Below are 12,254 nucleotides of genomic sequence, written 5' to 3' on the forward strand. Positions count from 1 at the left end.
ACCACCTCAAAGGATCATCCTAACCTGCTTACTTACCTCCGTGCTCCCCTCGGTCTCTATCCGTTTCAGCAGACTCTCCTCGTCAATGTAGAACTGTCTGATATAGTACCCAACCTTTTCGATGCTCCTGATTCCCTTCTCTATCATCCAGTCAAGGATTATCTTCCTCTTCTCCTTCTCCAGTTCGAGTTCGGATACGCTCATGCCAGTGTGGTGGGCCAAGGTGTTCAGCGTCCTGCTGGGAACGCCAGTTGGAATCAGCTCATCCTTGGCGGGGTCGTATTTGTAGAGCTTGTTGAGCTGAACGCTCTCGGCTTCGATACCCGAAACCTCCGCGATCTCGGTGATGCGTCTTATGGTTCCCTTCTTCCTGCTGTGGAACCTGACCTGCATTATAATGATGTCCAGCGCGGGTATCATTATCCTCGGAACGCTCATCGGCGGACTCTCAAGCCTGACTATCGTCTCGCGGGCACTGTTTGAATGGATGGTGCCCATGCAGTTCGACACTAGGATTCCATTGGCCACGTAGTTGTGGTCCTCCTCCACCGTAAGGTCGTAGAGGTACTCTATGCCAAGCTCCCCCGGCTCGACTTCCTCAACGCTCACAACCTCGTCCCAGTAGACGTCTCCATCGGCTATGAGCTCAAGCCTCTTAGCCTGAACCCAAGCATCACCATCGTTTAGGTCGTTCGCGACCCGCTGGAGGGCGAGCGCTATTCCTCCAAGCGCGGAGCGCCTGATTTCCTTCATCCTGCCCTTCTCAACGTGCCTTATGAGGCTCTCCGAGACCTTCTCACCTGCGTAGCTTGAGGCGAGCTTTGAAAGCTCGGAAACCGTGAGGTTAAGCCGTCTCCTGAGCGGTTCGAGCATCGCGGGTGAAATCGGCACGCGGTCGGTTCTCTTTCCGCGGTGAGGTTTGTATTTGCGTATCAGCTCCTCAAGCTTCTCCTTTTTCTTTGAGTGTCTGAGCGGTATGGAGCGGTGGAATCTAATAAGGTCATCAACTCCCCTCACGGTGACCCTGAAGATTATACCCTCCTTGCAACCCCTGTTCTTCACGCGGGAGACCGTGCTTATTATCCCAAGCCTCTGGAGGGCGTACCAGACCTTTCTCGCGAGGTTCTCGCTCCTGGTTGTTAGAACAACCGCCGGACCGTTCTCGTCTATGTAGGCATCTGCATCGAAGAGGCCCGCTATGAAGTGCCTCAGCAGATCATCGTTTGACAGAACTAAATCGGGAACGTCAATGCGCTCCTTGCGTCCCTTGGGTATTCCAAAGGCCCTGTGGAGGAACTCAGCGAAGGGCTTTGAGCCGTAGGTTACCACTGTGTAGGCAGATTCGCGCTTGACCTGCGGCTCGCTCTCAGGGAGGAACTCCGCCATTGCTGAAGTAAAGGCGTTCATGTAGGATTCATCGTCGAAGGTGGCGGAGAGGTAGTAGCCGTCCGAGGAGATGTAACCGTCTCCAAGGAGAACTCCAACGGCGTAGGAGAGGCTTTCGTTCACCTCGCGGACAATCCTGACGGGCTTAGAGTTGAGGGAGAGGAAATATTGGGCCATCTCCGGCGGAATGCCGTCGTTCGGGACCTTCACGAGGCCGTTTCCGTTGGGAACGAGGTAGTAGTCGCTTATTCCAGCGTAAACTTTGGGGTCTACGATGGCCTTCCTCTGCGGCGGCCTGGGCGGTTTTCTCATTACCGCCACCCTGTCGCCGGGCTTGAGCTTCTCGGCCTCTTTCCTAACCACGTCCCCGTCGGAGAAGACGAAGAACGGGTGGGTCTTCGTGAGTATCACCTCGTTGCCCGTCCTCGTCCTCACGCGGATGAGCTTCTCGCCCGGCCTCACCTTCCTCCTCCAGACCCTTGAAACGACGTGCTTCCCTGCCTTGAGGTCAGGGCCTACGCTCACGACCTCAAACCTGTCCCCTTCGTCGAGGACTACGTACTCCAAATCCCTGTACGTCTCGATTCTCTCGGAGTACTTCTTGAAGAGCTCCTCAAGCAGGTCGCCTATGAGGACGAAGCGCCCGTCAGAGAGCTGGATAACCGAGAAGTCGTAGAGGGCCCCATTATGGCCCGTGTTCATTGCAGTGAACATCGTTCTCGCTTCTGGGCCACGAACCTCACCGACGATGATTCTGTCGGGACGCATACGGAGGGTGTTCTTGACGAGGTCGTCCATCGTGATTTCACCCTTGCCCTCGACGTTGGGCGGCCTGGTCTCAAGCCTCACCCAGTGCTCCACGGGCAGTTGAAGCTCCGCCGTGTCCTCTATGCTTATGACGCGCTCGCTCGGCGGGATGAACATGGCGAGGGAGTTCAGAGTGGTGGTCTTGCCGGAACCGGTTCCGCCGGCGACCAGGATGTTGGCGGGTTTAACCCCCAGACCGTCCACGAATATCCAGAGGAGGGCCGCTATCTCCGTGTTCATGGTTCCGTACTTGATGAGGTCGATTATCGTGAGCGGGTCCTTCTTGAACTTACGTATGGTTATGGTGGGGCCGTCGAGGCTGATGGGCGGAATGGTCGCGTTGACACGGCTTCCATCGGGCAAACGGGCGTCCAGGAGCGGACTCTGCTGGTCTATCCTCCTACCCACTTCCCTGGCTATGCGCTCGATGATGTTCAGTATCTCCTTCTCCTCCGGAAAGATTATGTTGGTCTTGCACATGTTGAAGCGCCTGTGCCAGACGTAGACGGGCCTATTCGTCCCGATGACCATAATCTCCTCAAGGTTGTCGTCGCGGACGAGCGGATCGAGCTTGCCGTAGCCTATCATCCCCTGCACGATGATGTCCGCCAGAACCTCGATCCTGCCTTCCGAGAAGTTTGGAGCCTCCTCACGTATCATCTTCTTGACCGCGTTCATGAAGACGCGCCTGCGCTCCTCGGGATTGGCAAACAGGGTAGGATCAAGCTGGAGTTCAGTGATGGCCTTTTCCCGAATGCGGGAAAGAAGGGCCGCCTCCTCCTTGCTCAGCTTTGGAAAGCGTATTTCGTACAAAGGAACGGGTTCACCTTTTACCCTCAAAATTCTGACAGACCCGTAAGCGTCGAGAACCTCTGCCTTACCAGCATACTCGGCCTCTTCCTGCCGAGAGGCAGAGCCAAGAATATCCTGAAGGGCCGAAACCTGCTTGGGACGCTCTCTCCTCGGGGGAACATCTCCAACGGACTCCGCGGTAGAGGATTTGGAGAATATGTCCCCCAAAAGATCCGCACCGGTAGGGCGCTGTTTGACAACCTCCTCTGGGGTTGTTGGTTTGTTTAATATCTCCTGCAGATCCACCCCGCCCCCGCTAAAGAGGGGGAGCTCCTCCGAGGTTTTTTCAGTCCCTCCACGGGGTTTATTCCGGGCCGGAGCGCGGGGCTCCTCAGTGTGTGTTTTATCCACATCCTCGGACCCTTTTAGAAAGCTTCCAAGGGTGTCCTCTTCCCCGCTCAGTATCTCATCTATCCATGACAGCTCCTTCTTTTTCTTTTTCTCTCCCCTGTCGACCAAGTTCTATCTCCCCCCGCGCCACTCTACCCGGTATTCAATTTCTACCCCGCTGGACGTCATCACAAACCATACTGGAAGATCCTCATAGCCCTCGACCTTGGGAACATGAACCTGCGGCTGAGAAGTTTTAACCCCCGTGAGGAGAGTGTCGCTCAGCTGGAACATGTTGTTCTCGGCTGGCGTCACCTGTCCCCGATTCCCAGCACGTAACGAAGATGAAGAACCCACGTATTCATGGAGACTCCGCTTGTACTCTTCATACGTCATCGTGTAGTTGGGCCTGATGTTGTACATCTTCCCATCCACGAAAACCACCGGAACCGTTAGGGCAAAGTACTTGATGGAGTTATCCGGCGGTGAGGAAACAACGAATCTAACGGCACCTTCGTAGGAGAGCACCTTGATGTGATCATCCATGATTGGGAACATGCTCTTGGCGGAGAGCTGGGACGGAGAGTTGATAAGCTGAGGAACCACGACCCCACAGGCAAGGTGCGTTCCATCTCCCCCCGTACACGACACCTGGGGGAGCCCGTAGGATTCTGTCTTTGTTATGTTGAAGTTTATGACCACCGTCTCGTAGGGCATCAGCCATATCCCGGGGTTATAATTAAGCTGGGTTTTGGAGCCAGCAACGAAACCCGTGGAAGTTTCGTTGCCGCCAAGTCTGTACACCCTGAAGTCATAATTTGGATTCAGGACTAGGAATTTTGGAAACGGGGCGGTGTTAACAACGGTCACGTTAACATCAATCATCACGATGCCGTTCAAGCTTCCGCCGGAGGCAGGACTCACGGAAGGAACACTGAACAGGGAACAGGCTAGGACTACCACAATTAAAATAATGGGGTAAATCCTCCCCATGTTACCACCTCATGTTGAGACCCTTGTTATGTAAAGGGCCTTTTGGTTGTCCAGGATATCAGGAACGAATATGGAGGGGACTTTGACTATCACTAGGAGCTGGGTGTTGTGGTCTATGGCCTCCAGGGAGGTGCCCTTCTCAAGGTCGAGGACCTTCCAGCCGTAAGCTGTTAGCTGCTTCTTGACCTCCTCGCTGGCCTGTATCTTGCCCGCCGCTATGGCCTTCAGGATCTCGGCGAGATTGACGTTGTAGGAATAGCTCGCGGATGAACTCTGGCTCGATGACTGTGCGTTGGAGTAGGAATCACTCGCAGAGGAGCTGTCGGAAATTGACGCGCCGCCGGGTGATGCGGAGGATGAATGGCTCTCGGAATACGAGGTTGAGGAAGACGTTGAAGACGAGCTGGACTGACTCTGAGATTCACTGACGGAGATTGAGCCGCCCTGAGTCGGAAGGAGCACCAGCTCAAAGTAACCATCAAAGGCCGTGTCGTTCTTGCCCTGGATGAAAATCTTAATCCTGTCCCCGGGCAGGATGAAAGCGCCGTTTATGTTCTTCTTTGGAAGAACGAGGGAAAGCTCCACCCACTCAACCTTAAGCACCTTGTATTTCATTAGCTCGCGATAGTCCATTATTCCCCCCAGTATCGCCTTGGCCTCAGATGCAGAGACCATCCTCTTGGATCCTGAGTATTCGAGTATGACGTCCTTGTATCCCTGCTCCGTCAGATAATTAATGCGCCAGTAATAGTAATCTCTCCAGAGTTCAAGAAGGTACGGGTCGGCCTTTATCGAATTAACCTCCCCAACACTTCCCGCAGCCTTAATCCTGCCTTCAATATCGTTCATATAACTGACGGCTTTGTTCTTTATTTCATCGGGAAGAGGCATTGAGAGCAGGGACTGGAACTCCAGCTCGACTGCCTTTATTCTCTGCTCCTTCGCAATGTTCAGTTGCTTCTCCATTTCCTTCTGTTTAATCTCCTGCACACATTCGTTGTACTTCTGGAGGGCCAAGTCGTATCTGCCCTTCACATCTATCGCGTTTAGCTCGTCGACGCTTTTGGCGTGGGTAATCTGATTGACAAGCTGAGCCTTGATGGAGTTTACGTCTCCCGTACAGTTTGTATTGTTGAAGAACTCCGGCTTAAAGTACATGTTAACCTCTGCAAGCTTTTTGGTACGGGCGTTTATTAGAGCTTTTTCAGCCCTGTTCTGAAAGTACATGTACGCACCAATCGAGGCCAGGAGTATGATAATAATCACTATTGACGCCCCAATCATCACGCGTTTCCTGCGTTCTTTCGCCCGGATGCTGCCTATCGTGCGGGGCCTTTTAGCGGGTTTTTTTGAAGGGGTTGGTTTCGAGACGGGGGCCGGCTCGCTCTCCATGCCCGCCTTCCCCAGCTCTCGAAGACGGCGGATTTTCGCCTCAATATCCTCGGACACGTTGAGCACCACCATCAATCGTTATCATAACCAGCTTCTTATGTCGAATAGTTTTTTGAACTTCAATCTTTATTTAGGTTTCGGTGAGAAGTATGGAGCGGTTAGAGATTGCCGTAATAGAAATCCGGGGAAAATGTCCCGTTTTTAGCCCGGGGGACAGAATCGTGATAGAGGGGGCCAGCCTGACCTCCTCCCCGTCCTGAAGGGCGGGGGTTCCAGCGAGTTAACCCCTCACCAACGGCAGGGAAGTTTGAGGGGTTCTCATCAGGGTAACCCTGGAAAAGGGTTCTTCGAACCCCTCTGGGACGGTCTTGCCCCGGTTACCCCTCCCTTGGGCATACAAACCGCCCAAGTTCGGGGTTATGGTTTTCACCACCTTCTTTAAAATATTAAACGCTCCAACAAGGTCAGCATTCATAACAACGCCCTCCCTGTGGCACTTGAATAAACCCCTAAAGATTCTTCCATTAGAATGGCATTGGCCACAGAGAGGGCAAGTTTGAGAAGTGAAAGCCTCATTCACGACTTCAACGACAATACCATACTCTTCCGCAACCTCAGTCAAGCGTTTGATAACGTAATTAAACCGCCACACGTGGGAGAGGAGGAAATTTTGTTTTGCTCCTCTCTCGGAGTTTCTGGCGATTCCCTTTGGGTAACCAACGACTATTCTTGAGACGCCTAAATCGTAAAGCCTCCTGACAGTCTGCCTTACGGCAGTATTAATGTAGTGCTTTGCTTGGAGTTTGGCCTTTTCGTGCATTCTTTTGAGTTTCCTACTTGCCTTAGCACCAGATTTATTGAGTTTTGACTGATAGTCTGCAATTTTCCGCCTCCAGTAGAAATCAATGCTCTTCAATGGCCTCCCATTGACCAGAAAACTCTCCCCATTCTCCACGTAAACGGCCATCAGATTGTTCACTCCCAAATCAATTCCTGCCGAAAGGCTTCCCCTTGGAGTTCTTGGAAGTTTAATCCAATTCTCACCCTCAAGTTTTTCCTCAACGGTGAAACTCAAGTGAGCATACCATTTTCGCTTTACTTCGTCGTAAGTGATTTCTAACCTCCCTTGCTTGCCCTTCAGGTGTATTTTCCCCTTGAACTGGAGTTTGAGTTTTCCGAACTTACCGAGTCGTCTCAATTCGATAACGTTTCCATTAATCCGATACTGGTCGTTCCTGAGGAGGATTATGAAGAGTTTTCTACCGTTCTTTTCCCTAATGAATTTCGGTGGTCTTGGCTTGAACCACTCGGGAAGTTCACCATTCTTTTTCTTTCTGTTGAGGGTGAAGAAAGAACGCCACGCTTCGGCGTTCTTTCGAGCTAATTGTTGGACTGTTGAGCCGCCAATCCAGTTTTTGAACTCGTGGTAGGCCTCTTTTTCAGTTGTTGAGAAGTCGATTTTGCCGAATTCTTTGAATTGTTTGAGTCTCTCGTAGTTAAGTTTGTTCCAGATTACTGCTGTAGCGTAGGCTAACTCGAAGAGGATTTTCTCCTGTTCTCTTGATGGTTGAAGTTTAACCGTTACTGTCCGCTTCATTTCAAAGTATGGTACGGTTTTTGGGCTTTAAAAAAGATTGCTTTCCCGTTTAACGGCTAATTTACAGAATACTCTACCCCGCCCTAAAGGGCGAGGCTTGTGAAAAGAAAAATGTCAAACTCGATGAGACCGATGCGATTTGCACCCACGCCTTTGCATCCCTGCTACCATACATAGTCGCCCTGCGAAAGGGTATTAAGCCAAGCGAACTAGGCCTTGGCAGGGGAGAAAAAGCGTACGTTCAGTGCCTCGACCCCGGCCCGCCGTACACAAACGGTGGAACCGTAATCTTCGAGATAACGGTGGTGAGAGATGAAGCAGAGGAAGGCGTGGAGGATAGTGAGGGAGGTAGTTGAGGAGGCCGACCTCATCGTCGAGGTAGTTGACGCGAGGGACCCAATCGGAACGAGGAACAGAAAGCTTGAGAGACTCGTTCGGGAGGAGGGCAAACCGCTCCTCATAGTGATGAACAAGGCGGATTTGGTGCCGAAGGAGTGGGCCGAGGAGTACAAGAGGAGGAGCGACCTTCCTGTCGTCTTCATAAGCGCGAGAGAGCGGAAAGGGACTGGAATCCTGCGGAGGGAAATAAGAAAGCTCGCAAAACCCCTGCTGGACGAGAGTGAGAGGGTTAAGGTCGCACTCATAGGCTACCCCAACGTCGGCAAGAGCACGATAATCAACACGCTGAAGGGCAAAAAGGCCGTTGGCACCGCCCCCATCCCGGGCTACACGAAGGGGAAGCAGCTTATAAGACTCAGCAAGAAGATATGGCTCCTGGATTCGCCGGGCGTTGTTCCGATAGACGATTTCGACGAGCTGGTTATCAAAGGAGGCTTCCCGGCAGACAAGATAGACGAACCCGTCAAGCCCGCGTTAAAGCTCATAGGCAGAATTCTGGAGACCAGAAAGGAAGCCCTCACCGAGAAGTTCGGGATAGATGAATTCGAGAGCGAGGAAGAGATTCTAAGAAGGATAGGCGAGAGGAGGGGGCTGATAAAGGCGGGCGGAGAGGTCGACATCGAGGAGACGGCAAGATGGTTCCTGAGAGAGTGGCAGACGGGTCGCTTTACGCTCTTTGGAAAAGAGGAACGGGGAGAGGAGGAATTTATCCGGGACTTCGAGGAAATCCTCGATGGAGTTGAGAGGGACCTCCTCCTCGACCCGAGAAGAATCCTCTGGAAGTACGGGGACGAACTAAGGGAGAGGCTCGACAACAGGAAGCGCGTCGGAATACGTGAGATAGAGGGCTTCACGGTGGGAATAGCGACGGGCTTCAAGAAGTGCGACGGGGGAATAAAGCTCCTCGAAAAGCTCACCGGCAAGCACGTCCTGGCGAGCGAGTGCTTCGGAAAAAAGTGGAAGGGAGTGGTTGCGATACTGGAGTAGCTAACCGGAGCCAGAGGATACAAAGGCCAGACCGGCGCTCAGAACCGCCATGGCGAGGCCTGGAGCCACTATCCACCACCAGTAGCCCCCGTAGAGCGCCCCCTGGTTCATGGCCTCTATCATGAACGACCCCCAGTTGGTGCCCGGAATCAGGCCGAAGAACCCAAAAACCGAAACCAGCGCCACTATCCTGGCCAGGAGTATGGTGGAGTACCTGAGGGAGAACTCCCCGACCGGCGGGAGTATGTGCCTCCTCAGGACCCAGAGCGTGCCGGCGCCCATGCTCACCGCGGCTTTGACGTACTCGTTCACCTTCTCCCTTATCGCCATCATTCTAACCGTCTTGGCGAACTTCCCGAGGGTGAGGAGGGCAACGAGGAACATGAAGAGGACGGGGTTTATCCTGACCTGCTGGCCGTAGCCCTGGGTGGAGAAGAGCCAGACGAGGACGACGAGGATTGGGAGCATCGGCAAAGCGACGAGAACCTCCAGGAGGAACGTTATGAACTCCCCTAGGGCACCGCCAACGTAGCCCGAAATGAGACCTATTAGAACCCCCAGGGCCACTATTATGACGGTGGTGAAGAAGGCCAGGTAGAGGGTGTTGTTCATTCCCTTGACGAAGCCCACCCACATGTCCCTGCCGTAGGAGTCCGTGCCGAGGAGACCGTAGCAGGTTCCGAGGATTTCAACCGAGGGTGTGGCATTTCCCGCTAAGCGAACCTCAAAGACGTACTCTCCGTTGAGGGTTTCCATACTCCCGTCGCGGGAGAACAACATTTGGGTAGCCGTGAGGAGGACGTACCCCGCTTCACTCAGGTTAAGAACGTTGGAAAGCGATGAGATGACGCCAGCGCGCATGTTCGTGTTGAGGCTGAGGTTGCTCGACGTCGCGATGCCTCTGTAAAGGGGCACTCTAATCCCGTCCGGCCTCAGAACGCTTATCTCAACCTCCTCACCGTAGGGGAGGCCGTAGAACCTAACGTCGCTCGGTTTGTCGTGGTAGGCATGTTCGTAGGAAAACCTGTAAACCGAGGAACCGTTCTCCTCAACGAGCGACGGTTCCAGGAAGACCGTGGGAGTTCTGTCGCCGAATAGGGAGAACCACGAGGGGTAGGCCATTCGCGGATTGTCCTTCCAGTAGTTCAGGTTCTCCCAGTTGGCCATGTCCTCGTCGCTCACACTGGTGTTGGAGAAGACCACGAAGAGCGCGAAGATTACGAGTATCGCCACTCCAGCTTTCCGTCCCATTTCAGCTCACCCTCGGATCGAGCAGTCCCTTGGTCAGCTCAAGTAGCAGGGAGAAGAGGAACGTTATTGTGGCTATCGACAGCGTTACGACGAAGAAGAGGCGGTAGTCGAATCGCACCACCACTCCTATGGCCGGGACTATGGTTCTGACGAAGCTGACCTTGAGGAGCGTTCCAAGACCGCCGAGGCCGAAGAGGACGTCGATGACTATGTAATCAGTGAACATCTCCACGAACTTCTGGACGGTAAAAGAACTCAGGACGATGGAAACGTTTCTGAGGACGTGCTTCCTGTATATCAGCCCCTCGGGCAGACCCTTGGCCCTCTCTGCTGGAACGTAGGGCTTTCCAAGCTCGTTCCTCACCTCGTGGGCCACCGTGACTACGAACTCCCAGACGTAGACGAAGACCAGCGTGAAAACGGGAAGGACTAGGTGCCAGAGGACGTCAAGGAAATCCGCAAAGCCCTCCTTTGGCGGTGTGCTCCTCAGACCGGCTACCGGAAAAACGCCCAGCTCGACGGCGAAAACCGCTATCAGAACCGCCCCTATCCACCAAGAGGGCAAACCGGTGAAAAAGCGCGCCAGACCCTCGATCGTGCCGAGAAACCGGCTGTTGGCCAGCTTAAAGCCCAGGAAAAGGGCAAGGAAAACCGTTAGGATCGTGGCTACTGACATGACAAGGAGGGTAATTCCTATTGTGTAGACGAAGTTATACTTCGGGTTAGTGCGGTAGTAGTCAAAGCTCTTCCTGAGGAGGTCTATCCCCGTGATGAGCAGGTTGTCGGTTCTGATTCCCCCCGCCTTGCTGAGTATCTGGTAGTAGTATTCATCAACCGTCATCCCCTCACGGGTGGCGTTGCGCTCAAGCTCCGCGTAAAAGGCCGGGTTGGACCCGCGGATATTAAGAACAGCCTCGTGGGTGTACTCCCAGGCCAGTTTGTTCGAGCTGGCGCCGGCTACCAGAACGATCACTAGGAGGACGCCAAGGTAAACCGCCACTAGCCGGGCGAGGGTCCTGATCGGGAGTCTCATGGCAGATTATTTTGACTCCAAATTATATATAAAACTATCGGGAAGAGTTAAATATAAAAACTTCAAAAGCACGGAAGGACGGAGCAGGTTTTTTAAACTGGGCGAACAACGTGACCACATGAGGCTTTTACTGACAACTTCCAAGGGAATCGAGGACCTTGCAAGGGCCGAACTTGAGAGCCTGCTCTCAAACCTTGGAATCCTGTTTCGGGTGGAGGAGAAGCCGCTCGGCGTCGAGGGAAGGGTTCTTGCCGAGGTCGATAAAGCGTTTTACACCGACGAAAAGGGGCGGAAGAGGGAGCTGAGCGTTTCAGCATATCTGAACGAGCGCTCGCGGCTTCTTCACCGCGTAATAGTTGAAATAGCCAGTGAGAGGTTCGAGGGGATAGGTGAAGAAGACCCCGAAAGGGCGTTGAAAAGGTTGGAGGAATTCGTCTCGGGGCTTCCTGTGGAGAGATACGTCAAAACCAGCGAGAGCTTCGCCGTGAGGAGCTTTCGGAAGGGCGAACACAGGATAACGAGCATCGACATATCCAAAACCGTCGGCAAGGCGATATTTGAGAGGCTTGAGCACTTCGGAACTCCGCGGGTCAACCTCGACCATCCGGCGGTCATATTCCGGGCGGAGCTGGTTGGAGATGTTTTCTTCCTCGGGATAGACACGACCGGCGACAGCTCGCTCCACAAGAGGCCCTGGCGCGTTTACGACCACCCGGCCCACCTCAAGGCCAGCATAGCCAACGCACTGATTGAGCTGGCAAAACCGGACGGCGGTTCGTTCATCGACCCATTCTGCGGAAGCGGTACGATTCCAATTGAGCTGGCCCTGAGGGGCTACGGTGGAAGGATAATCGGCCTGGAGAAGTATAGAAAACACCTGCGCGGGGCCGAGATGAACGCCCTCTCCGCGGGAGTTCTGGAGCGGATAGAATTCATACTCGGCGACGCCACCAGGCTGAGCGAGTACGTCGATAGTGTCGACTTTGCCGTCAGCAACCTGCCCTACGGGTTGAAGATAGGAAGGAAGAGCGCCATTCCGAGGCTCTACATGGACTTTTTCAGCGAACTCGCCAAAGTTCTCGAAAAGCGCGGTGTGTTCATAACGACGGATAAGAGGGCGATAGAGAAAGCCATAGAGGAGAACGGCTTCGATACCAAGCACCACCGCCTCATCGGCCACGGCGGGCTCATGGTGCACACCTACGTGATAGAATAACCAGGGAAGAA

General features: G+C 53.7%; 9 protein-coding genes and 1 pseudogene. 4 read left to right on the plus strand and 6 right to left on the minus strand.

Annotated features, from left to right (window positions below; genetic code table 11):
• Nucleotides 1-6: 6 nt before the first annotated feature.
• From E3E51_RS08795 to E3E51_RS08805, 3 genes are read right to left on the minus strand one after another with little or no spacing between them, the layout of a single operon-like run.
• On the minus strand, nucleotides 7-3,504 hold the full coding sequence (locus tag E3E51_RS08795) for an ATPase, T2SS/T4P/T4SS family (RefSeq protein ID WP_240924301.1): 3,498 nt from the start codon (nucleotides 3,502-3,504) through the stop codon (nucleotides 7-9).
• A gap of 3 nt (nucleotides 3,505-3,507) precedes the next feature.
• Nucleotides 3,508-4,368 carry a hypothetical protein gene (locus E3E51_RS08800; protein ID WP_167912752.1) on the minus strand — a complete coding sequence of 287 codons (861 nt, stop codon included), beginning with the start codon at nucleotides 4,366-4,368 and terminating at the stop codon, nucleotides 3,508-3,510.
• 9 nt (nucleotides 4,369-4,377) lie between these two features.
• A complete protein-coding gene (locus E3E51_RS08805) occupies nucleotides 4,378-5,832 on the minus strand; it encodes a DUF515 domain-containing protein (RefSeq protein WP_206204536.1) in 1,455 nt (484 codons plus the stop codon).
• 77 nt (nucleotides 5,833-5,909) lie between these two features.
• On the opposite strand from E3E51_RS08805, the pseudogene E3E51_RS13165 reads away from it, so the two are divergent.
• A pseudogene (locus tag E3E51_RS13165) lies at nucleotides 5,910-5,993 on the plus strand (TIGR04076 family protein); the annotation flags it as partial.
• 47 nt (nucleotides 5,994-6,040) lie between these two features.
• On the opposite strand, the gene E3E51_RS08810 reads toward E3E51_RS13165, so the two are convergent.
• Nucleotides 6,041-7,357, minus strand: a complete 1,317-nt coding sequence (locus tag E3E51_RS08810) for an RNA-guided endonuclease TnpB family protein (RefSeq protein ID WP_167912753.1) — start codon at nucleotides 7,355-7,357, stop codon at nucleotides 6,041-6,043.
• A gap of 68 nt (nucleotides 7,358-7,425) precedes the next feature.
• On the opposite strand from E3E51_RS08810, the gene E3E51_RS08815 reads away from it, so the two are divergent.
• Both E3E51_RS08815 and E3E51_RS08820 read left to right on the plus strand, forming a co-directional pair.
• Nucleotides 7,426-7,713 (plus strand): TIGR04076 family protein, encoded by a 288-nt coding sequence (locus E3E51_RS08815; protein ID WP_167912913.1) that lies wholly within the window; start codon nucleotides 7,426-7,428, stop codon nucleotides 7,711-7,713.
• Nucleotides 7,670-8,743, plus strand: coding sequence for a GTPase (locus E3E51_RS08820; protein ID WP_167912754.1), 1,074 nt, complete (start codon nucleotides 7,670-7,672; stop codon nucleotides 8,741-8,743). The genes E3E51_RS08815 and E3E51_RS08820 overlap by 44 nt, the downstream gene beginning before the upstream one ends.
• Here the strand turns inward: E3E51_RS08820 and E3E51_RS08825 are convergent, their stop codons facing one another.
• Nucleotides 8,744-9,994 carry an ABC transporter permease gene (locus E3E51_RS08825; protein ID WP_167912755.1) on the minus strand — a complete coding sequence of 417 codons (1,251 nt, stop codon included), beginning with the start codon at nucleotides 9,992-9,994 and terminating at the stop codon, nucleotides 8,744-8,746.
• 1 nt (nucleotide 9,995) lies between these two features.
• Nucleotides 9,996-11,027 carry an ABC transporter permease gene (locus E3E51_RS08830; RefSeq protein WP_167912756.1) on the minus strand — a complete coding sequence of 344 codons (1,032 nt, stop codon included), beginning with the start codon at nucleotides 11,025-11,027 and terminating at the stop codon, nucleotides 9,996-9,998.
• Between the two features lie 118 nt (nucleotides 11,028-11,145).
• On the opposite strand from E3E51_RS08830, the gene trm14 reads away from it, so the two are divergent.
• Complete coding sequence (trm14, locus tag E3E51_RS08835) at nucleotides 11,146-12,243, plus strand: tRNA (guanine(6)-N2)-methyltransferase (protein ID WP_167912757.1); 1,098 nt, start codon at nucleotides 11,146-11,148, stop codon at nucleotides 12,241-12,243.
• Nucleotides 12,244-12,254 lie beyond the last annotated feature (11 nt).

It is taken from the genome of Thermococcus sp. 21S7 (assembly GCF_012027615.1).
GTDB lineage: Archaea > Methanobacteriota_B > Thermococci > Thermococcales > Thermococcaceae > Thermococcus.

Coding starts and splice junctions, on each gene's coding strand:
- E3E51_RS08800 (WP_167912752.1), bottom strand. CDS start 4,368: ATGGGGAGGATTTACCCCATTATTTTAATTGTGGTAGTCCTAGCCTGT.
- E3E51_RS08805 (WP_206204536.1), bottom strand. CDS start 5,832: ATGGTGGTGCTCAACGTGTCCGAGGATATTGAGGCGAAAATCCGCCGT.
- E3E51_RS08810 (WP_167912753.1), bottom strand. CDS start 7,357: ATGAAGCGGACAGTAACGGTTAAACTTCAACCATCAAGAGAACAGGAG.
- E3E51_RS08820 (WP_167912754.1), top strand. CDS start 7,670: ATGAAGCAGAGGAAGGCGTGGAGGATAGTGAGGGAGGTAGTTGAGGAG.
- E3E51_RS08825 (WP_167912755.1), bottom strand. CDS start 9,994: ATGGGACGGAAAGCTGGAGTGGCGATACTCGTAATCTTCGCGCTCTTC.
- E3E51_RS08830 (WP_167912756.1), bottom strand. CDS start 11,027: ATGAGACTCCCGATCAGGACCCTCGCCCGGCTAGTGGCGGTTTACCTT.
- trm14 (WP_167912757.1), top strand. CDS start 11,146: ATGAGGCTTTTACTGACAACTTCCAAGGGAATCGAGGACCTTGCAAGG.